The organism is Bradyrhizobium frederickii (assembly GCF_004570865.1).
Lineage (GTDB): Bacteria > Pseudomonadota > Alphaproteobacteria > Rhizobiales > Xanthobacteraceae > Bradyrhizobium > Bradyrhizobium frederickii.
Map to the genome: position 1 here is coordinate 1 of NZ_SPQS01000048.1, position 22,071 is coordinate 22,071.

The window sequence follows — 22,071 nt, forward strand, 5'->3', positions numbered from 1 at the left end:
AACGTCTGGCTGTTGCGCACCCGCTGGGGCATTCCCACCGTCAAAATCAACGGCGTGGACAAGAATCCGATGCGCTGGCCCGACGGCAGCTTCTCGATTCAGGGCGCAGCGGCTGAGCTTGGAGTAACCCCGCAAACAATCTTCGATTATCTTGCGCGCGGAATGCTGGCAGGTCGTCAGTTAACCAAAGGCCAGCCATGGCAGATCGAGCTCTCAGACGAACAAATCGGTCAGCTTCGCAATCGGGTACGACGCACCAAGCGTTCGAAGAAGGAGGCATCATGAAGTCATCGGCTCGCCGATCAGCGCGTGCCATTGATCGACGGGAAGCTGGCTGGTGACGATGGTGGAGCGGTGGCCGTAGCGGTCCTCGAGGATCTCCAGGAGGTCGTGGCGGGCCGCGGCGTCGAGCGGCTCGAGGCCCCAGTCGTCAAGGATGAGGAGATCGACGCGGCCGAGCGCGCGCAGCAGGCGGGGGTGGCGGCCGTCACCGCGCGCCAAAGCCAGATCGCTGAACAGTCGCGGGACGCGCTGATAGAGCACGGAGCGATTGTCGCGGCAGGCTTTGTTGCCGAGCGCCGAGGCGAGCCAGCTCTTGCCGACGCCGGACGGGCCACAGATCAAAAGATTGGCGTGGTCGGCGATCCATTGGCCTTCGACCAGCATCGTCAAGAGGCTGCGGTCGAGGCCGCGCGGGGTGCGATAGTCGATGTCCTCGACGCAGGCCTGCTGGCGCAGCTTGGCATATTGAAGCCGCTTCGACAGTCGCTTGTCGCGTCGCAGCGACGCTTCACGTTCGAGCAGGAGCGCAAGCCATTCGGCGTGGCCGAGGCTGGCGGCCTCGCCGCCGGCTTCGATGTCGGCGAAGGCCTTGGCCATGCCGTGAAGGCCGAGCTGATGGAGCTGATCGAGGGTCGGATGGGTGAGCAAGGCGTGATCTCCTAATTGTAGTAGCGCGGCCCGCGGATGTTGGGATGGAGGATCGGCGCGTCGTCCGCGGAGCGCTTGGGTGAAGGACGCCGATCAAGATTGTTGGCGAGGATCGATTTGAACGAACCGTAAGTGCGCGCGCCGATATCGTGAAGTGGACCCCATGCTGAGGACCACTGGGTCCGGTTTTTTAAGTGGAGCTGCTGCCGTTCGTTCTTCCCAGTAACTTTACGCTACTCTTGCCTGCTGCTGTTGTGGCTGTGGGGATGTGGGTAACGCGTAGCGTTGTCCAAGCTTCTCGCTTGCGAGAAGCGTCATATCCACAGCCTGTTCGCCGAATGCGCCGGTGACACCGGCCCGCCAGACCGCCATCGGCGCGCGGTTTTCCAGCGCCTGATGAGGGCGCTGGAAATTGTAAAATTCGATCCATCGGGCGATTCCGGCTTTGGCCTCGTGGCCATCCGAATAACCCTTGAGATAGATGTCCTCGTATTTGAGCGAGCGCCACAGCCGCTCGATGAACACGTTGTCCATCCAGCGCCCACGACCGTCCATCGAGATCCTGACGCCGGTGGCGGCCAGCGTGCCGGTGAAGGCGGCGCTGGTGAACTGGCTACCCTGGTCGGTATTGAAGATCTCAGGCGGGCCGAAGCGCGCCAAGGCCTCTTCGAGCGCAGACACGCAGAACGATGTGTCCATCGTGTTCGACAGGCGCCAGGCCAGCACCGCACGGCTCGCCCAATCGATGATCGCCACCAGATATAGAAAGCCCTGGCCGATCGGCACATAGGTGATGTCGGCAGCCCACACTTGATTCGGTCGGTCGATCACCATATGGCGCAGGAGATACGGGAAGATCTTGTGTCCCGGCGCCGGCTTTGTGGTTCTGGGCTTTGGTCCCAGCGCCGCGATGCCCATCTTGCGCATCAACCGCTGCACGCGCTTGCGATTGATGCGACAGCCTTCGCCATTGAGGATCGCCGTCATCCGCCGCGAGCCCAGGAACGGCCAGGCCGTGAACAGCTCGTCGATCCGCCGCATCAGCTCAAGGTCGTTGTCATTGGCCGGCAGCGGCGGCCGATACACGCTCGATCGCGCAACGCTCAGCAATTGGCATTGCCGGCGGATCGATAGACTCGCATGATCGCGCTGAAGCAATCCTCGGCGATCCGGCGCGCTCATCTTCCGGACCTCCTGGCTAAGAAATCCCGCTCAACCGTCAACTGTCCGATCTTGGCGTGGAGCTTCTCGACCTCCAGTTCGTGGGCTGCCTCGCCATCCCGACCAGCGCCCGCGTCGAACGCCCGAACCGCTTGATCCTGAAGCTGTTTCTTCCAGGCATAAATCTGATTCACATGCACCTGGTAGCGCTGTGCCAGATCCGTCACCGTTGATTGTTCTCGCAGCGCCTCCAAGGCGATCTTTGCCTTCAGCGCCGCATCGATTGTCCGTCTCGTCTTCTTCATGGTCCGCTCCGTTTATCAAAACGGAACGGCATCCGCACCACCTAAGCCGCCGGTCCAAAATCCGGGGTCCACCTCAGTTGAAAACTGCGAGAAACCATCAAGCTGAAGTCAGGACCGATAACCGTTCTCAGCCGCCACTTTTCCGAGCGCCCGCAGAACCGTCGCGAGAGGTACAATCAGGTGCGATGGAATATACTCATCCACCAGCCCGTCCTTCAGGAGCGCGCGCGCCAGCGGAATGTTTCGCATCACCGGCACCCCCGCAGCGGCCGCGGCATCAATCATTTGCTGCGCCAAGAGATCGGTACCTATGGCATCGATCATGGGCAGGGGAGTGCGCTGCCGATCGTAGTAAATAGCCACTGCAATATGTGTGGGATTGGTGATCAAAACGGTCGCTCTACGCGACTGCTCAATCGCGTTCTTGGCTAACAATTGGGAATGGAGGCTCCTGCGTCGGTTTTTGAACTCAGGGTCGCCCTGATTTTCCTTAACTTCTCGTTTCAGTTCGTCCAGCGACATCAAATTCTTCCTCGTGAACTGCCATCGCTGGAACGCAAAGTCCGCAATTGCCACCACAAGATAGCTCGCCCCGACATAATTAGCTATCTCGAGCAGCAGGTTACTCGTCACCGCACTTAGGCACGATATGCCACAGCTCGGTGTCCACACGAGCGCATGCACACCTTGGCGCAGCACAAGCATTATGACGAGGCCGAGTATTAGCACCTTCACGATCGCCTTACCCAGATCGACGAGATTCTGCAGCGAGACTATCCTTCTGACGTTCTCACCGGGGTTCAGCTTTTTCAGCGACGGCGTGACAGCCTCCGGGGAGAAAACCGCCCCGTTCTGCAGGTTAGCGCCGACGCCGATGACCAGGACGACGCCGAGGAAGGGGGCGACCATACCTTGTAATTCACCGAAATAAAACTCGAGTAGCCGTCGGCTGACAATCAGGAAGTCCCCGTCAAGAAACGTTACAGGCAACAGGATCGCTGCCTTAAGCCGCTCGACTAGGTCATGCAAATAGGCGAAGAACAACGCGAAAAACCCGAGGGTCACAGCCGCCGACACGACTTCCTTACTGTGCGGAACCTGTCCCTTCTTGCGCAAGTCCCGCAGCCTCGTGGAAGTCGGCTTTTCGGTCTTTCTACCGGTCACCGCAATCACCTGGTGATGCGATGGACGATCGCGACAGGCGACGGCATATGCTTGTCGGCATTGGCCAAAATGATCGTGAGCGATAGAATCAGCAGCAGAAGGGCAACTGCGCTCTTGACCGACATAGCGAGAAAGAAGACCTCCAGTTGCGGCGCAAACCGGCTGACCAGTGTCAAGCCCAACTCGCTGAGAAACATCGCAACGATGGCTGGGCCGGCGAGAAGCAACGTCAGTAGCATCACGAGGTCTGCAAGATCTAACACACTGGTGACGAAGATTGGACCGAATGCAGGATGAAAGCTCCACAGCGGCCAAATGTCATGGGAGCGATAGAGCGATGCTAATAGTTTGGAAAAGCCGCCGCTGACGAACAGCCATGTAGCGTAAAGCTGAGCCAGGAAGGTCCCGAGCGGTGAGTCCAGATTGAGGCTCGCCGGGCTCAAGAGGCTTGTCATCGTGGCCCCCCTCTGGTGGTCAATGAACGTGCCCGCGGTCTCCACACCCCACATAGTCGCGGCAATTGGCATGCCCAGGAGGCACCCGAGCAAGAGTTCCTTGAGCCCCAGGCCCAGGATCGGCATCAGACGTGCGATGTCGAGATCCGCAGGCCTCGTTGCCCAAGCAAACCCCATTACCGGCAGCGCCAATGCCATGATCAGGCCATTGCGCGCCCGCGCCGTCACCATACCGCGTCCTAGAAAAGGCATGACCAGCACCATCCCTGTCACGCGTGACATCGCAAGCGCAAGGACAACCAGGAAAGTATGCAGATGAGCTGGGTCAATTGGTGACATGGAATGGATTGCTCTGGCGCTTGGCTGGCGACGGTCGCTCTTGTTGCGTGCCGCTCGGCGAAGAGAGGCAAAGTTAGCAAGTTCCTGGCGCCCCAGACTTATATTCCCGCGATTTGGTCGAAGATGTTCACCGTATACCGGCCAAGTTCACCAAACCAATTCGCGGTGGCCGCCAGGATCAGGCTCACGCATATCAGCTTCACGGCGAAGGAGAGTGTCTGCTCCTGAACTTGGGTCAGAGCTTGCACAACACTGACGATCAGTCCGATGCCCGTAGCGACGATGACTGTGGGCATCGACAGGACGAGTGTCAGTTTGAGCGCACCAATGGCAAGATTGGTGAGTGTGGCGGTATTCATGGTGCTGCTCCCGCGTAGGAGAAGATGACACCATGAATTAGGCGCTGCCACCCGTTCACGGCAACGAACAAGAACAGCTTGAATGGCAAGGATATGGTCATTGGCGAAACCATCATCATGCCCATTGCCAGAAGGATGTTGGAAACGACGAGATCGATGACGATAAACGGTAGAAACAATAAGAAGCCAATCTTGAACGCGTCTTGCAGTTCGGATGTCATGAAGGCCGGAATCAATATCATAAATTCGTTACCGGTTATGGCGGCGGCGTCCTCCTTGCTCCACAATCCCCGAGTCGCATTGACGAAAAACTGACGTTCCCGCTGCGACGTGTTCTTCAGGAGAAAGTTGCGAACTGGCTCGGCAGCTAGCGTTATCGTTGTCCCTAATTCGCGGATATCTTGGGATGCGATTGGTTTGTCACGCACGGCTTCGTACGCACCTTTGGCCACTGGCTGCATGATGTAGACGGACAGCAGGATGGCGATCGCATTCAGAGCCATGTTCGGCGGGATGTTCTGAACGCCGAGCGCATTGCGAATGAGCCCAAAGACCACGACGAGCTTCACGTAAGAGGTAACGGTAATCGCAACGAAGGGGGCGATCGCAACGCAGGCGATTAGTACTATCAGCGTTGCGGGATCCGGCAGCGCCGTCATGGTTCTGCTCGTGCTAATCGCAAGTCGTGCACGCGCACACCTGTTCGGTCGGCGATGCGCACCAGCTCGCCCGTTGCGACGACCTGGCCATTGACGCGCAAGCTGATATTGGTCGTGGCATCATAACCAAGATCCAGCACTTGGCCGACAGCCAATTCGCGAATCTGCCTGAGCGGCATGGTCAGGCGTCCAGCAGCCACATCAACAGGAAGATCAATGCTGTCGAAGGTTTCCGGCGGGAGCGGATCCGGTCTATCCATCATGCAGTCCACAGCTGAAAGGATGGCAAGGCGGCCATTGACGATCGAGGCGCGAAAGCAAGGACTGCCAGAAAGGCATAGAAGAACACTCATGACGCCGTCATGACCGACAGGGGAGGTATCCAGCAGTACGACATCGTCTGAAGCGAGTTGATGCAGATCCGCCAAGATAAGGCTGATGCGTGCGACCACCAGATCGAGAGAAAGGAACAGATCATCGAGGACGGCGCACACGACCGGAAGTCTAGAGCAGCAGTCGGCGATCCATTGCAGTCCACCGACATCGAATTCGACCAGCCCAAGGATGTCGCCTGGACGCTCCAAGCGAAGAATCTCAAATGCGTACGGAAACGCTTCAGTGCCCTCCGCCGAAGACCAGATCGGCCGATGCCCACACCATTGGTCCACCTGGATCGCGACATCTCGGAAGACAATGTCGAACAGGATTTCTCGCAGGCCGTCACCCGGAGGCAATGCGGTAATTTCTGGCCAATGCTGCACAGCCGCCGCCGGAAGCAGCGTCGAGTCAACTGTAACGCGAATCCTGTGGCCGCGTGGGCGCATCAGGGCCTGGCAGTAATCCGCTGGCAGGCGCGGAGGCCTCGAACCTGGCATCACAGCTTCCACGTCGACGCCAGCGATGTTGAAGGGCACCGGCAGACGTTTAGCAAGATCCGAAAGGGCGGCAGCCTCACATTGGCCATAACAGGGCAGGTCGATCACGCGCCCCTCTCAATTTTGTAGTAGAGCGGTGTCTCAAATCTACGAGATCGCCCCTTGCTGCCTTGTTCGTCAAGCACTGAGCTGCAGGCGAAGACGATCATGACGATGCGCATTTCAAGCCGATCGGACAAATCGCGGGCAAATGCATAGCCATGTACCTGCAGGATACGCCAAAGCCGCTCGGACTCGATACAAACCCTTAGGGTATCAGGCTGGAAACTGACGATCACACGCGCATTGCCGAATAGTTCGTAATTCAGCATGACGTGCACCTCGGTATTGCCGCCATAATCCCAGCTGACGAAAGTGTGCTCAGTAATCCTCCTGGTCAGCTCTACGAGTTCAACCGATCGTGACAGCTGTTCCAGTGCTCGCCGGCGCAGTATAGGGCCAGGCATGGCACCAATGATTGAACCGGCAATCAAGGGAGAAGACGTGGCGCTTTCGCTTTCGGCCAGATCATGCGGATCATTGCCGAAATCCCTGCAATCGGGCGCCCGATCGGATGCTTCGCAAGCGTGTACATTCGCCTCCTCGAGCATTTGCGAGAAACGAGCGATATCCTCGGTAGGCACAAGCTTGGGGACCGGCGCCGCCACCGCAATTGAACGATCACGTGGCGTGATGCACGACCTTGCAACGCTTCTCGCTAGTTGCATCTAAACTCTCTCCACCGAGTTCGACCGCTACGGGAATCGGTCCCCTGGCTAAGGCTGCTGAAGCGCCCGGCAGGGCACCCCATTCACCATCGCGGGGACTTACCGAACCACAACAGTAGTTTTCGCAGGACATACATCTCCAGACATCGTCGGGCGGAACCTACATCCTAGGAGAACAGCGGGCACTCGCTCAACGGAGTAGCATCCGCCTCTTCATCTACTCACGGCCGAGCGGAAGCCAATACAATCTCGATATGGGGTTCAACTGATGACGTTATGCCTTTCTGGAACAATATGCTCGGCGTCCAATGGCCGGTTTCAATGAGCAGAGACCAGCGCTAGGAGGCCGCTCAGTTTCCGCCCTGCGCCTACCGCGCGGTAGCCTTCAAAGCCGTGGCCTGGGAACGAGGCCTACGTTGGGGCTTCAGGTGGCGGCCGAGATCGGGGGCTAGCGATTCGAACTTCTCCCGCAGATCCTCGGTCAAAGCCTGCGCATCGGCGCCACTCTCAACCACCCGAGGATTCAGTAACACCAAGAGCTCAGTTCGGTCCTTGGCATGCTCCATGCTGCCGAATAGGGATCCCAACAACGGAATGTCCTTCAGCACCGGAGCCCCGGAATCCATCCGGTTAGTGCTGTCCTGCATCAAGCCGCCAATCGCGATCGTGTCGCCGTTTCGTGTCGATACGGTGCTCTGGAGGCGGCGTACCGAAATGATTGGGGATTGGACGCTGGTCAGTGTGTTCTTGTTCGCGGTACTGACCTCCTGAAAGGAGTCGAGCGTCACGCTACCTCCGGCGCCAATGCGGGGTGTTACAGCCAAAATGACCCCTGTGTGGCGTAGTTCGACATCGTTCACGATTGTTGAACTTTGGCTTAGCGTCGATTGTGAGGATCGCGCGAGGATTGGAACCTGATCGCCCACCTCGATTGTCGCGGTTTGATTGTCAACTGTGAGAATTCGTGGCGCCGATACGACCTTGACGTCCCCGACGCCGCTTAGTGCGTGTAGCACAACATTGACATCACTATTCGGGAACACATAGGACAAACCACCTTGTGGAACGGCACCCAAATCCGGCGAGGAGAGAAGATAGTCGACACCGTATCGCAAATGATCGCTCAACCGCACCTCCGCGACAATGACCTGGATTAGGACCTGCCGCGGCTTGACGTCAAGCCGATGAACCGCGGCCTCGATGATTTTGTCGTCGTCGGGCGTTGCGAAGATCACGAGTGCATTTTGGCCGGGATCCGCCTGGATCCGAACTGGCGCCGACAGGCCAAGACTGACGGCGGAGACCACCGCATCGTCCTTTATTTGCGTTGTTGATGCGGCCGCATCTGATCTTTCGTCCGACAGGCCGGGAATGTTTAGGGGCAAATTCGATCGATCGGATGCGCTTCCGATGGACAACTTTCCAACCTCTCCCGCCGGTTGCGCGCGAGATACGGCACGCGGCAGCTGAGCGCCAAAGACTTGTGCTAGCACCTGCGCCACTTCCGCAGCCCTTCGATACCGAAGCGGATGCACGTGAATGTTTGCCGCCGTCTTCGATGTCTTATCCAGCTGGGCGATAACCCGACGAACTTGCTGAAGTACTTCAGGGTCGTCCGCTACTACAAGAATGCCGTTCAGCCGCTCGAGCGGCGCAAGCCGAACGCGCACTCTGCCCCGGCTATTCTGGCTGAACAAAAAACTGAGTTCTCGCTCTATCGCTGCCGGACTCGCATGAGCCAGCGTATACAGCGCAAACGATTTGTGAGCCATCGCATCGGTGTCAAGCAAGCCAATGAGTTCGCGCACGGAACTCACCAAGTCGGGTGGCCCAGTGACGGCAATACCTTGTTCTCCTGGCGCGGGTGTCAGACGCACGCTCTCCTCGACGTTTGGTCGGATCACCTTTATGACATCGGCTGGATCGACATAGCGCACGGGGATCACTTGAACATCGCTTCGTGCTCCGCCGGCGAGATCGACCAAGCGCCCCACCCGAACTCCGCGGTCAACGACGGCCAGTCCGTATCCGTACGGCGCCAGCGCTTCGTCGAGTAATCGCGGCACATCACTCACGGGGACTTTGCTCGAGGTCCGAAGTGCCATTTTTCCCCCAACGCCTGGATCGATGATGACGGGCATGCTCATAATGTCGCCCACGATGTCATTCACAACTTGCCGAATATCGGCATTGGCATAGTCGAGGCTCACGCGAGTGCTATCAGCGGTGACCGGCAGCCGCCGCTCCACCGGGGCGGTGGTTGGCCGGGTCGGAGGCTGTGCCAGCAATTCAAAGCTACGTGCTTGCAGTGTGCTCGCTGAGAAGGATGGTTTCGGTGCATGCGAGCCGACGCTTGGCGAAGCCAGCCAAACGCCGCGTTCAGCAATCGAGTCTGAGCCGGCACATCGCGTAAGCAGTAAACAAAGGAACGTTAGCAAGGTCTTGCTAGACATGGAGGACGCGGCGCCCCCCTGAGAATGCGCATCCGTTCAACTTTTCATCTGCTGCACCACTTGCATTCATTGCAACCCTGGGAACAGGTGTGCAGAACTGGGATGATCTCCGCCGTTCTGCACTACTCATTGTCAACGTCTCTCAACGAAGGTTGCCTACGATCATCCCCTTCGTCTTTTCATCCTTCGAAACAACGTTAGACATCAGTTCAGCAACCCGATTGACGTCATCAAGCAGCCTTTGGAAATAAATCATCGCCATCTCCCCTTCGCTATTGGCGCTGTCAATCGCCCCGTTGAGGTTGTTGATGGCAGCATCGAACTGCGACTGCACGCCTTTCTTGTCACCCTTCTCCTTCTCGATGGATATGCCGTGTGCCTGCATCCAGTCAAACACATCCTGAGTCTTGCCTTGCCAATCGACGAAGCTGCCGTAGTCTCTTACCTTACATTCATCGGGAGGTCGATTGGTCCGCAGCGCAGCCATTGCGTCTCTCATATCCTTCAGCAAATTGTTGCGCGCCTGCATGTCGTCCAGTTGAGATCCGAGTTGATTCTGGTAAATGTCGTGCCGTTCCATCAGAACCAGCGCCATGATCGAGGCTAAAGACAGACCTCCTGGGAGAACATTTCCTGCGCTGTTGGCCCACGCAGTGGGCTGGTATCCAGACATCGCCTTGATCATCTTAGGACCTTCTCAAACTCAGACGTTTTTCGCCCGAACGATACGCTCAAGCCATAGAAACGATCTTGCTTCTCGCCTCGCTATCGGCGCGACGAATTTCGGCAAGCTCGCCCAGGACGTCCTGAATCGTCGTCTCATAGCTCGCCAGGAATTCACTCTCGTTCTCCATCTGCGCCTGCGCCCTGGTGCTGTCCGCCTGCAGCTGCGCCTCCTCCTCCTGGTAGTGCGTCGCGCCCATGTTCAGGCCGGCTCCCGGAAGCTTAAAGGCTTCCGTCGCGATTGTGCCCATGCCATTCCATCTCATGGCCTCTTGCTGGGCTTCTGTCTGCGCCTGGACAACGCGCGTAAACTCAAGGGGGTCCGTCGTGCTATTCGGCGCGTCCAGCCTATGCGGGTCGCCCAGTGTATTGCTTCTGCTCGAATTCAGGCGTGTCATCTCGATGTCGTCTTGCGAGGACCACGCATCGCGCTCCGGCGCTTGGATAATCTGCCCTTTGCCGTGAGGCTCGTCGCGTAGCTCCAGCTCGCCTTCTGATTTGTCGAAGCGCTGCGCTTGACCTGAAGGGCTGTTCGGGGTTGGTGTCTCCACCCTGGACTTCGGGAGCGGGGCCTGGATTTTGGCTTTATACACCTCGTCGAAGCGCGCTTGAATCTGTCGAGCACCCTTGAGGTTCACGCCGGCCCCCAATATCGCGCCGCCAGAGGTGGCTATTGCGCCAAACAATTGGCATAGTCCTGAACTGCGAAGCGCCTTGGCAGCAGCTTCCTGCGCAGCGATCTCGACGTTAAGCGCCGCCGACCGGTCCGACCTCGCCGCTTTGCGAAGCTCCGCATTGAGCCGAACGAAAACCGCGGCGACTGCTGATGCGTCGTTCCCCGTAACAAAGTCCTTCAGCTTGAGATCGACGTTGGAAAGCTTCTCGCGGATCACAACTTCCGCGGGATCGCGTACGTCAACTGATCCCCAACCTCGCGCCTTGACGGGGTCCGCAAGAGGAAGTGGGATCTCGCCTTCCGGCACGTTTCTGCCGCGGACCGTAGCAGAGATCGGCACCCACGGAAGTTGTTCATGCACGGCTGCATCCAACCGGTCGTGCCCGCCAACGGTCGTTTCACGTTGCACAGCAAATACCATCGCTACATTCCTTTAGTTCGACAAGTGGTCCACGCAGCCTGTCAGCCGAAGGCCCTTACGAGCTTGGCGTTGGAATCACTCTGCCGGTTAATGGCTTCGGCAACCGTCTGCGTGGTCGTCGTCCTGTCGAGAAGCAACTGCTTGATGAAGTCCATTTCATCACTTTGCAGTGATCTCAGTCTTGCAATGCAGCTGCTGATGTTTATCGCTTCCGCCTGGGCGTCCGTTGCCTCCTTCTTCTGGATGCCATTGGCGATGCCGGCGCCAGCCTCGCCCAGCGATGCCATTGCCCCGCCGACTCGAGCCGCTGTCGAAACTCTCTGGCCTATCTGAACAGCCTTGACAGAACTGGATGGTATCAAGGCGGCGATACGCAATCCACTCGCGGCTCCACTGGCAAAGCCAGCGCCAACTGTTAGCACCGAGATAGCGAATATGATGCCAATCGTGATGACCGCCCCCAAGGTGCTGGCCTTGTCGCCATGGATTCCGTCTTTCTCGAGACTCTTCACAATTGCCGCAGTCATCTTATCTACGCCACCCGTCTCGACGAGAGTCGCTACTCCAACGCTCACTGCCGCCGCCATGACCGGAAGAGCTGCGCCGGTGGCGATGGCAGCTAGGACCGTCAATCCGACCGTTAGCCATCCGAAGAACTTCATGATGCCGGAGCTGTTCTTTGCTTCTGCCGATCTTTTTGCCGCTTCAACGATGCTTTTGGAAATTTTCTCGTGCAACTGTCTTTGCTGCTCTCCCCAATGTCGCACGTCCTCTATTCCCGCCGCAACCTGTTCATCGGCCATTTTGGTCTTCAGAGCCAGAAACGAGGTAAGGAGGTCAATCGCATCGAACGCACGTGGTGCCGATAAACTTGGAATCGAACCTGACGCAACAGCCTTTTCGGAAACTGAGTGCAACAACAGGCTGGCGTCAGTCTTGCGGCCATTGCCCGAAAGACCGGTAGCGGAGGCACTGAAGGGCAGCGTCCCGACCTCGGGTAGCGGCTTGCTCGTCGACGCCGACATGTTCACTCTATGCATCGTTGGACCCTAGTTGGGATTTGAGGCGGTCAAGCATCATCAGCCCACGTCCGGCCAAAGCCTTGTGTTCGGGCCTCCTGACACTCAGCGCCAAGGCATTCTCAAGTGCGGTAATCGCGGCTGTGAGATGATTTAGTTTGATGAAGCATTCGGCAGTTCGAAGCGGGATCTGCGGGTCCTCACTATTCAGGAGTCCCGCTAGCCGATAGGCCTGCACGGCGTTCTCTGGGTCCCCAAGCATTTGACTACTAGCTGCCAGACCAAACCAGAATCGTGCGTCGATGTGCCGATGTAGGCACAAGAAGCGAAAAAAATTCCGCGCCTCCTCATACTTGCCACAAGAATAGTAGCGGTGGCCAAATACATATAATGCCTCAAGCTCATCATCCGTGATCCCAATGACACTAGCTAGGTCCGTGCGCCCTACCACGAAGTCGGTGGCGAGCTGTGCCAGCCGCTGGCTGTCTGTCGTGTCGCCACCATTCAATAGCCCGCCATCCGCCATTCTCATCGTGTCGCTCTCTCGGTAGAGACGGGTTGGAGCGCGAGACGCGACATCGATTCAGGCGCTGGCAGGATATGATTGAGGGCCGCCAGCTCGGCTGCATACGCTCTTTGAAACGCTTCGTCCTGATCGGCGACAAATGCGGAAATTGAGGCGGCACTCATAGTGCCATCGCCTAAAGGGCAGGCACAACGACCAAGTTGTTCACGGGCCCGCGCCAAGAGACTATCCATCTGTGCGATGGTGTGTCGCGCAGTCTCCATCGTGTCATTGAGGCTCATTGACCCCTCCCAGACGGTCTCCTTGCCAACGCACCGCAGCGCGAGCGGGATTCGAAACCGCTTGCGCCACCAGCTCCGCTCGAGGGCCGCGACCCGCTGTCGCGGCCGACCGCTCAAAGCCACCGACGTCCATCGTCTGGCAATGATATGGTGTGCCAGAATGCACTTCCTCTTCACGGAGAACGTTCTTTCTCCTGACAGGGTTGGATCAACGCCCGCACGTCGCTACCAGAAGCGGCGCATGGCGCAAAATACTTGATCGCTATGAAGGCATAGGCGCCCCGGTGATGAATCGGTGCGTTTCAGCGCGAGCGCCTGAGACGACGGCGCTAACCCGGAAATGCGTGTCGTTGCGTTAAATGCATCGTTCGGCGAGAGCCTCGTCGCCGAGTCGTAGGCATTTTTTGCCTTGAGCAGGTAACGATGAGGATCGCATTGGTGGCGGATCGGGTTATGCAGTCGCCTTGGACCAAATGCCCGCGAGCAGCTCACACTTTGTGCCGGACGGAGCGGGTGACTGAGGCCGCAACTCTCCATAGGCTACCGTTATTACCTCATGCTCGTATTGTATTGGCGCCGAGCGAGAGGCGGGATTAGATCATCATGAGAATTGATCGCTTGCAGCGCGCAAGGCCACTCGGCAGCCGGTCCGGTCTGGTGGCGAGATGAGTTCTTGGTGACCGGACGTGTTGTGAGCGTGTGCGCCCTTCCGGGGCTCAGGCGCGATGTTTTCCAGGCGGAGGTCGGTGGCAGGATATGACATGGATGATCGGCAAACAACAGAGCACCTGGTTAGGGACAGGGATTCGGTACGTATGTCTTTGTTCTCGAGTTCTCTGACATCCGACAGTCGCTCCGGACTGCTGCGGCGTCTCACAGAGGTGGCGTTCTTGGCTTGTGTCACAAACGACGTGGTGAGGGCGAGGCGGATCGCGAAGGGGCTTGGCGTCATCGCGCCGGGCAGTCGGGAGTCTGTCATTGCCTATGCGCTCGCAGATCTGACGGCAGGCGATATTCCAGCAGCGCTGGAACGCCTTGATCCTCTAGCCAAAGCAAATGATGCATATGGGATGGCATTTCAGGCCCTGGCTCTTGGGCTGAATGGACGCCTAAGCGAACGCGATACTGTGCTCAGGCACCTGCCAAGCAGGGAGCCGGGCCTCGACGGGCTCCTCATAGCCTTAGGCCAGACCGCGCCAGCCGATACCGCAGGAAAGGACAGTTAATGAGCAGCGTAGGTAGTATCCTCCCGCAAACAGGGCCAGCCTTTTTGGTGATGGAGATGCCAGCCACATCGAAAGTATCGGCTGAATCCGTCGAGGCCTTTCAAGCTGCACTCGAGCCGCCTGTGCCATCGCGGCGAGCGGATGAGCCGCTGATCATGGCTGGAGGCGGGCTGACGGAGGAGGGAGGGGGGCCTCTCGTTCCTCGGCTATCCAATGATATCCTCAGTGGCATGGAAACACTGAGCGCCGGCTTTGCGCAACCCATGGAAGGCGCGCGCAGGGCCGCCGAAGGCATGAGCGCGGGGAGCATCCGTTCGGCTGAGTGGCTCGATGCGCAGGTCCAGCTGTCAGCTATGAGCCTGCAATACAACATTGTGACCAAGGTGGTTGGGAAGGCGACCCACACTCTCGACACTTTCCTGAGCGGCCAATGAGCCACGGTGACGCGGGGCGTGACTTTTGTATTGAAGCGGGCGGTGGCACTTCTGGTGCTATTCACCCTGGTCGGCTGCGGATCGAAGATCGAGCTCTATCGCAACCTTTCAGCGCGCGAGGCCAACGAAATGCTTGCGTTGCTTATGCGACAAGGCATCCGCGCGGAACGGACGACAGACACCGGCGGTACGACCTCGCTCGTGGTGCCAACAGAAGACGTGCCTCGTGCTATGAATGTCTTAGACAGGGCCGGTTGGCCTCGCGATCATTTCGCCGATATGGGCACTCTCTTCAAGAAGGACCGGATGATCTCATCGGACACAGAGGAGCGTGTGCGCTACATTTATGGGGTCACACAGGAGCTTTCGCAGACTTTGTCCAGTATCGACGGCGTGCTTAATGCCCGAGTTCACGCGGTCTTGCCTGAAACCGCGAGTGACGATCGTAATCCACCCGTCTCGTCGACTGCTGCTGTGCTCGTCCGTTACAAGCCGGGTGCTCCGATCGATCAGATCGTGCCTAAGATCAAGGAGCTGGTCGCAAATAGCTTAAGAGGCCTATCCTACGATCGGGTCTCAGTTGCCCTCGTACAGGCAAATCAGGACAATATGACGCTTGGTAGAACGGACTTCACTGCCGGTGTTTCGGAACGCAGTGCCCCATCGCACCTTTTGATCGGCCTCATCGGTGCAATAGCGGCGTCACTGATCGGCAATGCAGTGCTCGTCGTTCTCATATGGCGACCGCGCTTTGGCGTTAGCTACGGTATTGGGCGTCATGAGCTTCGGCGAAGCGAACGGTCCAACAATGTTCCCAATCATGAGCTCAGCAAAAATCCCGGATAAATGGCTTGATACGCCGTGGGCGGGAGCGATGATGCGCTGCATCGCCGATCCTGCGAGCGACCTCGATGATGCACTGGCGACTGGCTGGCCCGAGTGGATACCTATAGACCTCGCTCAGTCCGACCCATTCATCCGTGTCAAGCTTGGACGCTGGCTGCTTCGCGGCCAAAGTAGTGAGGCGTCTGCGATTATTTCGGCTGGCAACGCACCACGAATTCGGCTCGCATTTGTGCCGGCGCGAGACGCCACACGCCTGATCCGCCTAGCCGGAGCTTGGATCGGCGCGTCCAGCCTCATCGCCCTCCTTCGGACGGCCGATGTTGCGGCGGCACGCGCCGTTCTCGGAGAAGAGGCGTTCGCATTCGCTTCGCATGCTGCGCTGCTACCGAGACCGACTGTCGAGCTGATGTCTGCGATTAGCGCTTCGGGAATGCCGACTGCGCCTCGTGCGTTTCTCGACCGCGGTGCGGCGATGTTCGGCCTTGCGATAGGCGCAATCCCGCATTCGCTGCGCGCCCAACTACGATTGCGTCGCCCTGCAGCGATCTGGATGATGGTGGCGGACACCTGCCGTGACGACGGTGTCGGCGAGGACGCCTTCCGAGCGATGCGACGCCTGGTCCGCAAAGAGATGCCGATATGGTCGCACTGGTTCAACTGACGCCGGGCGGGGTCAGCATCCTCGGCCCAGGGCGAGTTTTGCCGGCGGCCAGCGCACAGATGATCGTGGACGCTGAGCAATTGCTCGATCGAGCGCGACGCGATGCGGACGCGCTCTTACAGGGGGCGCGCGAAGCTGCGGGGATGATCGAGACGACCGCCAAGGAAGCCGCGCTCACAGCGGCGCAGGCGACCATCGAACAACGTTTAGCCGCGATCGCCGTTGCGTCGCTGCGGATCATGGAGGAGAATCAAGAGCGAATTGTCGACATGGGTCTGCAGATCGCACGTCGGATCATCGATACCGTCGCCCCGGATGATGCTGCGGTGCAGATCGCTTTGCACAGTCTGAGATTCACGGGCCATAGCTCCGTCGTCCGCTTACGCCTGGCACCGGCGCATGTCGAGACGGTTCGCAGACGATTGAATGAACTGCTCCCGACGGCGACGTCGCGCGCGGTCGTCGAAGTAGTTTCTGATCCGCGGGTCAAAGATGCCGGATGCATCCTTGAAACCGATGCTGGACTGGTCGACGCAACGATCGAAAGCCAATTGGCCGCGATCGAGTGCGGCCTGCGCAGCGGCCTAAAGGCCTCTGCAACGTGATTTCCGAGCGACCCAAGCTGCCAACGGCAGTCGATGCCATTCATTCTTCGCACGACGGCATCAATCGCCTTTTTCAGGCCGCCCGCCAGGTGGTGGCGCAGACGCCGACAATGCGCGTCAGTGGCCGAGTCCTACAAGTTGTCGGGACAATTATCCGTGCAACGGCACCGGGTGCTCGCATAGGCGACCTGTGCATGCTCCGCAATCCCGAGAACAAGTGCGAATTGTCGGCGGAAGTTATCGGGTTTCAGCACGACATCGCCATTCTAACGCCGCTTGGCGAAATACAGGGGCTTTCTAATCTCACTGAGGTGATCCCGATGGGAGAGCCTCTGACAGTGCCCGCGGGCTGGAACTTGCTTGGCCGGGTGCTTGACGGTCTTGGCCGCCCTCTCGACACATCCACTCGCGGGCCCCCGGTACCAGAAGCCCACGTTCCAGTACATAGCGGGGCACCGGGTCCCTTGAATCGGCGCATCATTGATCGCGTTTTTCCAGTCGGCATACGCGCGATCGACGGTCTTTTGACGTGCGGCGAGGGACAGCGCATGGGAATCTTTGCCGCGGCGGGCGGCGGCAAAAGCACACTGCTGTCGATGTTGGTGCGCGGCGCGGCGGCTGACGTAACAGTCATAGCGCTGATCGGAGAGCGTGGCCGAGAGGTGAAGGAGTTCATCGAGCGCGATCTCGGCTCAGAGGCGCGACGAAGATCAGTTCTTATCGTTGCGACCTCCGATCGTTCCCCGATGGAACGGGTGAAGGCGGCCTATGTGGCGACGGCAATCGCAGAATGGTATCGAGATCGGGGACAGCGTGTGCTGTTCCTCATGGATTCGGTTACGCGCTTTGCGCGCGCGCAGAGGCAGATTGGTCTGGCGGCCGGCGAACCGGCCAGCTTGCGTGGTTTTCCGCCCTCGGTCTTTGCAACCTTGCAGCAGCTCCTGGAACGCGCCGGCAATAACGATCGCGGATCGATAACCGCGTTTTACACCGTGCTTGTCGAGGGTGATGACGTCACCGAACCTCTGGCCGATGAAACCCGTTCCATCCTGGATGGACATATTGTGCTCTCGCGCACTTTAGCGACGTCGAACCACTATCCCGCTATCGATATTCTGGCAAGCGTCAGCCGTGCTATGAGTGCTATCGTGTCGCCGCGGCATGAGAAGTTAGCGGTTGAACTGCGGGCGCTGCTAGCTAAATACCAGGAGGTGGAGCTATTGATACGGGTCGGCGAGTACAAGGAAGGAGCCGATCCGCACGCCGATACGGCTATCGCCAAGATAGAGGACATACGCAGGTTCCTGCGGCAGCCAAGATGTGAACAAACAGGCTTCGACGCAATGCTTCAGGAGCTTGCCACGTGCCTGGCGTAACTCCCAAGACCGTGCATCAATTGCTTGAGTTGAGAAAATTGCGGCGTCGCCGGGCCGATGAGACTCTACGAGTGCGGCAGTCAGCTGTCGACAAATCCGCTGCGGCTGTCGAAGCTGCACTGGCAGTCCTTCGCACATGGCGGCAAGACCGACCTCGACGGGAGGGCGAGATCTACGATCTGCTGATTGGCAAAACTGTAGCTCTCAACGATCTGGAGGAGGCGAAAGCGAAGATGGTCTCACTGAACGATCACGAACGGCTGCTCGAACGGCGCCTTGCGGAGGCGCTGTCGGAAGCCGAACAAGCGCGTCAGGCGCGTCAGGAAGCCTGCAACGCCGCCCGTAAGGCATATCGGGAGCTCGAGAGGTGTGACAGTTTGGCGTGTGCCTTGACCGCCCGCGCGCTGAAGGAGACGGACTTCTAATTATCAATCGAATGCGCGGAGAGTCTAACAGTGCGGGTGTAGCCGTTAGGGGGAGGGACAGAAGTTCTACGTAGCAGCGCTTTTGTGAGAAGTTAGCAGGGATCAACGAACAAATGCCATGGCAGCTGTCCGCTAGCCTTGCATAAAGACTCGCCGAACTGGATGGCAAACGGTCGGCTGCACGCGTGAAGGTGATAAAGTTGTGCACTTTGGGATGGTTGCACTGCCCGCGTCACGACAACTTCATACTTGGCTACGCCACGCGCGAGCGCTTGCGCAGGCCGCTTCGTCGCTTTTGCGCGCATTCTTAATCATCCACCACGCGCACAATGCGTAAATGTCGTTCCATGGTTGTTCGCCGTCAGCACTCTTGAGACAGATTGAAGGGTTTTCCGGAAGGAGGATTTCTGGTTCATCGTAGCCACCAGGAGCGAAGATGAAGCAGAAATCCGGGCCGCGTAAGCCGGCGGCTGAACAAGTGTTGAAGGACATCCGGCGCCAGACCCGTCGGCATTACTCTGCGGAAGAGAAGATCCGTATTGTGCTGGAGGGGCGTAAGCGCTTAGCCGGGACCCTTATTGGGGCTGGCTTGACGATTTGCGGAATCGCCACGGCATGAGGTCTTCGATCCTGCTATGAGGATGGCCGTCGATGATCGCCTCGAGTGTTTCGGCGATGTAGGCAGCCGGGTTGACGTCGTTGAGCTTGCAGGTGGCGACGATCGACGCGAGCAAGGCCCAGTTTTCTGCCCCGATTTCATGACCGGCGAAGAGCGCATTTTTCCTGGTCAGGCAAACTGGCCGGATGGCGTTCTCGACCGGGTTGGTGTCGAGCTCGAGGCGCCCGTCTTCGAAGAAGCGGGTCAGCCCCTGCCAGTGATTCAGCGCATAGCGGATGTCTTCGGCAAGTGTCGAGCCGCTGGAGATCATCGACAGCTGCTTCTCGAACCACATTTTCAAAGCGGCGACGAGAGCCAACGAATGCTCCTTTCGCGCGGCGAGCCGGATGTCCGGCGATGCACCGCGCACCATGGCTTCGATGGCGTAAAGCTGTGCGATGTGCCGAACGGGGGCCTCGGCGATCGGCGATTTGCTGTTGCGGGCCAATTTGACGAAGCGCCGGCGCAAGTGGCTCCAGCAATGCACGAGCGTCCAAGGCCCTTGCAGTCGAGCGACTTCGGTCAGCCGATCATAACCGTCATAGGCATCGCATTGCAGGAAGCGTCCGCCAAAGCCGTTTAGGAACTGCTCAGCGAAGGCACCGCTCCGACTGGGGGCATATCGGAACAGCACGATCGGCGGACTTGGGCCGCTGTGGCCGCGGTCATCGGACACGATCGCCCAGAAGTAGCCTTTCTTCGTTTGGCCGCGCCCGGGATCGAGTACCGGCGCCGTGGTTTCGTCCATGAACAGACGATCCGCCATGGCCAGGTGGCGGCGCATGTGGTCCGCGATGGGTTGAAGATGGAAGCAGGCGCGACCGGACCAGTTGCCCAGTGTCGCCCGATCAAGCCGGATGCCCTGGCGCGCATAGATCTCGGACTGGCGGTAAAACGGCGTATGGTCACCAAACTTGGAGACAATCACGTGCGCAATGGCCGCTTCGGTCGGCAGCCCGCTGGGTACGACGTGCTCCGGCGCGTGCGCCTGCACGACAGGGCCGGAGCAGCGGCGGCAGATGTATTTCGGGCGGCGTGTGACCAGCACGCGCCATTGTGCCGGGATCACGTCAAGGCGCTTGCTGACGTCCTCGCCGATCTTCGTCATGGCGCCGCAACCGCACGGGCAGAGCGTGCTCGCAGGCTCGATGATCCGCTCCACCCGCGGCAAATGGGCAGGCAAGCAGCCGCGATTGCGATGAGAGCTTTGATCCGTCGCGTTTCGCGATCGGCCCTGGATAACCTTCTCGGCTTTCTCCTGCGCGGCATCCAGGATGCCTTGCGCGATCTCCACGTCTTCGAGCGGCAAGTGATATTGATCTGGCCGCAGCTTCTCGGATTTCGCGCCGAACCTGTCGCGTCGCAATTCGCCGAGAATGACCTCCAGCCGACGTCGGGCTTCCTCCGACGCCGCCAGCGCCCCCTGATGCTCGCTCAAGGCCGCCTGCGTTTGCGCCAAAAGCGCCTTCAGGTGTTCGTTTTCGTCGCGCAGCGCCGCGATGCTCATGCGCTATTTCGAGCATATCGCCGCCGCGCGTGCCACGTTCAAAATAGCTTCCGAGTCATTCTGCCGCAGTTATCCCGCCGCCTGCGGGCGCCGTGCTTCTTCCGGACGGACCAACCTCCAATCCAGCCCCTCGAACAAGGCCGCGAACATCGCCGGCGACATCCGCATCACGCCGTCCGCGATCGTTGGCCAAACGAACTTGCAACCTTCGAGGCGTTTGTGCACCAACACCAGGCCCGTTCGATCCCAGACCAAAATCTTGATTCGGTCAGCTCGTTTCGATCGGAACACGAAGGCCGCGCCGCTGAACGGGTCGAGACGAAGCATCTCCTGCACCTTCGTCGCAAGCCCATCATGGCCACAGCGGAAATCGATCGGCCGCGTTGCAACGTAAATCTTCAGATCCGCACCAGCCGCGATCATCGTGACGCTCGCACCGCGCGGATCACTCGGGACAGCTGCTCGGCATCAATGGCCATATCCGTCCGCAGCACGACATCGCCGATCGCGATCTCAAGCTTGATCGCCGGAACCTGACGCTCCTCCAACGCACCTTCCACGACCAGCGGCGCGAATGTCGGCTGCGACGCCTCGCACGGCGGCAACATGCCTCGCTGTCGAAACCGCCGTCGCCAATCGTAGATCTGCCAGCGCGTCGCTCCGTGCTTGCGCGCCACCTCGGACACCTGGGCACCGGGTAACAAACTCTCGGCGACGATCCGAGCTCTCTCAGCTTCCGAACGTACGCGGCGCCCCGATGGTCCTTCAACAACCTCCAGCCGGCTCACCGACCCCGTCGTTGAGCCGTCCAAATGGACGTCCTTTTTGCTGTCCAATCCCATCCCAAACCTCCGTCCAAGCCGGAGGCTTCTTTCGCACAGCTATACCGATCCCGAAGCAAGGGTTCCGGCTAAGCGCTTACGGAGGGGCTGCGGGGCGAGGAGAACATCTCCGAGCTCTGCCGCCGCGAAGGCATCGCCGCCTCGATGTATTACGGTTGGTCCAAGGAGTTCCTGGAAGCCGGCAAGCGTCGCCTGGCTGGCGACACGGCCCGTGCTGCGACCTCCGGCGAGGTCAAGGATCTGCGCCGTGAGGCCGCAGCGCTGAAGGAGGTCGTGGCCGATCTGACCCTGGAGAACCGCCTGCTGAAAAAAAGCATGAACGGGGATGGGGAGGACGAGGCATGAGGTATCCCGCCTCCGAGAAGGCCGAGATTATCA

22 protein-coding genes and 4 pseudogenes are annotated in these 22,071 nt (G+C 59.1%); 9 read left to right on the plus strand and 17 right to left on the minus strand.

Annotation, left to right across the window (positions count from 1 at the left end; translation table 11 throughout):
* Positions 1-285: pseudogene (locus E4K64_RS41445) on the plus strand (recombinase family protein); the annotation flags it as partial.
* Positions 286-291: 6 nt separating this feature from the next.
* On the opposite strand, the pseudogene istB reads toward E4K64_RS41445, so the two are convergent.
* From istB to E4K64_RS37565, 14 genes and pseudogenes are all read right to left on the minus strand, one after another.
* Positions 292-930, minus strand: a pseudogene (istB, locus tag E4K64_RS37500) (IS21-like element helper ATPase IstB); the annotation flags it as partial.
* Positions 931-1,302: 372 nt separating this feature from the next.
* Positions 1,303-2,396 (minus strand): annotated as a pseudogene (locus tag E4K64_RS37505) (IS3 family transposase); the annotation flags it as partial.
* A gap of 108 nt (positions 2,397-2,504) precedes the next feature.
* On the minus strand, positions 2,505-3,569 hold the full coding sequence (locus tag E4K64_RS37510; RefSeq protein ID WP_347338657.1) for an EscU/YscU/HrcU family type III secretion system export apparatus switch protein: 1,065 nt from the start codon (positions 3,567-3,569) through the stop codon (positions 2,505-2,507).
* Positions 3,566-4,354 carry a type III secretion system export apparatus subunit SctT gene (gene sctT / locus E4K64_RS37515; protein WP_126261814.1) on the minus strand — a complete coding sequence of 263 codons (789 nt, stop codon included), beginning with the start codon at positions 4,352-4,354 and terminating at the stop codon, positions 3,566-3,568. Before sctT ends, E4K64_RS37510 begins: the two co-directional genes overlap by 4 nt.
* A 98-nt stretch (positions 4,355-4,452) precedes the next feature.
* Complete coding sequence (sctS, locus tag E4K64_RS37520) at positions 4,453-4,713, minus strand: type III secretion system export apparatus subunit SctS (RefSeq protein ID WP_126261813.1); 261 nt, start codon at positions 4,711-4,713, stop codon at positions 4,453-4,455.
* Entirely contained in the window at positions 4,710-5,372 is a 663-nt protein-coding gene (sctR, locus tag E4K64_RS37525) for a type III secretion system export apparatus subunit SctR (RefSeq protein WP_126261812.1), read from the minus strand. The genes sctS and sctR overlap by 4 nt, the downstream gene beginning before the upstream one ends.
* Positions 5,369-6,355 (minus strand): FliM/FliN family flagellar motor switch protein, encoded by a 987-nt coding sequence (locus E4K64_RS37530; RefSeq protein WP_126261811.1) that lies wholly within the window; start codon positions 6,353-6,355, stop codon positions 5,369-5,371. The genes sctR and E4K64_RS37530 overlap by 4 nt, the downstream gene beginning before the upstream one ends.
* Positions 6,352-7,014, minus strand: a complete 663-nt coding sequence (locus E4K64_RS37535) for a hypothetical protein (protein WP_126261810.1) — start codon at positions 7,012-7,014, stop codon at positions 6,352-6,354. Before E4K64_RS37535 ends, E4K64_RS37530 begins: the two co-directional genes overlap by 4 nt.
* Before the next feature lie 368 nt (positions 7,015-7,382).
* Entirely contained in the window at positions 7,383-9,224 is a 1,842-nt protein-coding gene (locus E4K64_RS37540) for a secretin N-terminal domain-containing protein (protein ID WP_167767813.1), read from the minus strand.
* A gap of 385 nt (positions 9,225-9,609) precedes the next feature.
* On the minus strand, positions 9,610-10,152 hold the full coding sequence (locus E4K64_RS37545) for a hypothetical protein (RefSeq protein WP_126261808.1): 543 nt from the start codon (positions 10,150-10,152) through the stop codon (positions 9,610-9,612).
* 46 nt (positions 10,153-10,198) lie between these two features.
* Positions 10,199-11,287: a hypothetical protein gene (locus E4K64_RS37550; RefSeq protein WP_126261807.1), complete on the minus strand. Its 1,089-nt coding sequence runs from the start codon at positions 11,285-11,287 to the stop codon at positions 10,199-10,201.
* A 41-nt stretch (positions 11,288-11,328) separates the two neighbouring features.
* Positions 11,329-12,312, minus strand: coding sequence for a hypothetical protein (locus tag E4K64_RS37555; RefSeq protein WP_126261806.1), 984 nt, complete (start codon positions 12,310-12,312; stop codon positions 11,329-11,331).
* Between the two features lie 7 nt (positions 12,313-12,319).
* Positions 12,320-12,838 carry a SycD/LcrH family type III secretion system chaperone gene (locus E4K64_RS37560; protein WP_126261805.1) on the minus strand — a complete coding sequence of 173 codons (519 nt, stop codon included), beginning with the start codon at positions 12,836-12,838 and terminating at the stop codon, positions 12,320-12,322.
* Positions 12,835-13,113, minus strand: a complete 279-nt coding sequence (locus E4K64_RS37565) for a hypothetical protein (protein ID WP_126261804.1) — start codon at positions 13,111-13,113, stop codon at positions 12,835-12,837. The genes E4K64_RS37560 and E4K64_RS37565 overlap by 4 nt, the downstream gene beginning before the upstream one ends.
* Before the next feature lie 761 nt (positions 13,114-13,874).
* Between E4K64_RS37565 and E4K64_RS37570 the strand changes: the two genes are divergently transcribed.
* The 7 genes from E4K64_RS37570 to sctO all read left to right on the plus strand — a co-directional run bounded on the left by E4K64_RS37570 (position 13,875) and on the right by sctO (position 18,686).
* Entirely contained in the window at positions 13,875-14,339 is a 465-nt protein-coding gene (locus E4K64_RS37570) for a hypothetical protein (protein WP_126261803.1), read from the plus strand.
* A 155-nt stretch (positions 14,340-14,494) separates the two neighbouring features.
* On the plus strand, positions 14,495-14,773 hold the full coding sequence (locus E4K64_RS37575) for an EscF/YscF/HrpA family type III secretion system needle major subunit (protein ID WP_488225972.1): 279 nt from the start codon (positions 14,495-14,497) through the stop codon (positions 14,771-14,773).
* A 6-nt stretch (positions 14,774-14,779) separates the two neighbouring features.
* Positions 14,780-15,619: a type III secretion system inner membrane ring lipoprotein SctJ gene (gene sctJ, locus E4K64_RS37580; RefSeq protein ID WP_126261801.1), complete on the plus strand. Its 840-nt coding sequence runs from the start codon at positions 14,780-14,782 to the stop codon at positions 15,617-15,619.
* On the plus strand, positions 15,582-16,280 hold the full coding sequence (locus E4K64_RS37585; protein WP_135171742.1) for a hypothetical protein: 699 nt from the start codon (positions 15,582-15,584) through the stop codon (positions 16,278-16,280). The genes sctJ and E4K64_RS37585 overlap by 38 nt, the downstream gene beginning before the upstream one ends.
* Entirely contained in the window at positions 16,259-16,885 is a 627-nt protein-coding gene (locus tag E4K64_RS37590) for a FliH/SctL family protein (protein ID WP_126261799.1), read from the plus strand. The genes E4K64_RS37585 and E4K64_RS37590 overlap by 22 nt, the downstream gene beginning before the upstream one ends.
* A gap of 92 nt (positions 16,886-16,977) precedes the next feature.
* Positions 16,978-18,261 (plus strand): type III secretion system ATPase SctN, encoded by a 1,284-nt coding sequence (sctN, locus tag E4K64_RS37595; RefSeq protein ID WP_430642571.1) that lies wholly within the window; start codon positions 16,978-16,980, stop codon positions 18,259-18,261.
* Positions 18,249-18,686 carry a type III secretion system stalk subunit SctO gene (sctO, locus tag E4K64_RS37600; protein WP_126261798.1) on the plus strand — a complete coding sequence of 146 codons (438 nt, stop codon included), beginning with the start codon at positions 18,249-18,251 and terminating at the stop codon, positions 18,684-18,686. Before sctN ends, sctO begins: the two co-directional genes overlap by 13 nt.
* A gap of 575 nt (positions 18,687-19,261) precedes the next feature.
* Here the strand turns inward: sctO and tnpC are convergent.
* From tnpC to tnpA, 3 genes are all read right to left on the minus strand, one after another.
* Positions 19,262-20,851 (minus strand): IS66 family transposase, encoded by a 1,590-nt coding sequence (gene tnpC / locus E4K64_RS37610; RefSeq protein ID WP_126261796.1) that lies wholly within the window; start codon positions 20,849-20,851, stop codon positions 19,262-19,264.
* A 69-nt stretch (positions 20,852-20,920) separates the two neighbouring features.
* A complete protein-coding gene (tnpB, locus tag E4K64_RS37615) occupies positions 20,921-21,274 on the minus strand; it encodes an IS66 family insertion sequence element accessory protein TnpB (RefSeq protein WP_126261795.1) in 354 nt (117 codons plus the stop codon).
* Positions 21,271-21,693, minus strand: a complete 423-nt coding sequence (tnpA, locus tag E4K64_RS37620) for an IS66-like element accessory protein TnpA (RefSeq protein WP_126261794.1) — start codon at positions 21,691-21,693, stop codon at positions 21,271-21,273. Before tnpA ends, tnpB begins: the two co-directional genes overlap by 4 nt.
* Positions 21,694-21,774: 81 nt before the next feature.
* Here tnpA and E4K64_RS37625 point away from each other — a divergent pair.
* Positions 21,775-22,071 (plus strand): annotated as a pseudogene (locus E4K64_RS37625) (transposase); the annotation flags it as partial.

What these genes read in the sequence shown, in the direction of transcription:
- sctT (WP_126261814.1), bottom strand. Translation starts at nt 4,354, where the DNA reads ATGTCACCAATTGACCCAGCTCATCTGCATACTTTCCTGGTTGTCCTT.
- sctS (WP_126261813.1), bottom strand. Translation starts at nt 4,713, where the DNA reads ATGAATACCGCCACACTCACCAATCTTGCCATTGGTGCGCTCAAACTG.
- sctR (WP_126261812.1), bottom strand. Translation starts at nt 5,372, where the DNA reads ATGACGGCGCTGCCGGATCCCGCAACGCTGATAGTACTAATCGCCTGC.
- E4K64_RS37535 (WP_126261810.1), bottom strand. Translation starts at nt 7,014, where the DNA reads ATGCAACTAGCGAGAAGCGTTGCAAGGTCGTGCATCACGCCACGTGAT.
- E4K64_RS37545 (WP_126261808.1), bottom strand. Translation starts at nt 10,152, where the DNA reads ATGATCAAGGCGATGTCTGGATACCAGCCCACTGCGTGGGCCAACAGC.
- E4K64_RS37550 (WP_126261807.1), bottom strand. Translation starts at nt 11,287, where the DNA reads ATGGTATTTGCTGTGCAACGTGAAACGACCGTTGGCGGGCACGACCGG.
- E4K64_RS37555 (WP_126261806.1), bottom strand. Translation starts at nt 12,312, where the DNA reads ATGTCGGCGTCGACGAGCAAGCCGCTACCCGAGGTCGGGACGCTGCCC.
- E4K64_RS37560 (WP_126261805.1), bottom strand. Translation starts at nt 12,838, where the DNA reads ATGAGAATGGCGGATGGCGGGCTATTGAATGGTGGCGACACGACAGAC.
- E4K64_RS37565 (WP_126261804.1), bottom strand. Translation starts at nt 13,113, where the DNA reads ATGAGCCTCAATGACACGATGGAGACTGCGCGACACACCATCGCACAG.
- E4K64_RS37570 (WP_126261803.1), top strand. Translation starts at nt 13,875, where the DNA reads ATGGATGATCGGCAAACAACAGAGCACCTGGTTAGGGACAGGGATTCG.
- E4K64_RS37575 (WP_488225972.1), top strand. Translation starts at nt 14,495, where the DNA reads ATGGCTGGAGGCGGGCTGACGGAGGAGGGAGGGGGGCCTCTCGTTCCT.
- E4K64_RS37585 (WP_135171742.1), top strand. Translation starts at nt 15,582, where the DNA reads ATGTTCCCAATCATGAGCTCAGCAAAAATCCCGGATAAATGGCTTGAT.
- E4K64_RS37590 (WP_126261799.1), top strand. Translation starts at nt 16,259, where the DNA reads ATGGTCGCACTGGTTCAACTGACGCCGGGCGGGGTCAGCATCCTCGGC.
- tnpC (WP_126261796.1), bottom strand. Translation starts at nt 20,851, where the DNA reads ATGAGCATCGCGGCGCTGCGCGACGAAAACGAACACCTGAAGGCGCTT.
- tnpB (WP_126261795.1), bottom strand. Translation starts at nt 21,274, where the DNA reads ATGATCGCGGCTGGTGCGGATCTGAAGATTTACGTTGCAACGCGGCCG.
- tnpA (WP_126261794.1), bottom strand. Translation starts at nt 21,693, where the DNA reads ATGGGATTGGACAGCAAAAAGGACGTCCATTTGGACGGCTCAACGACG.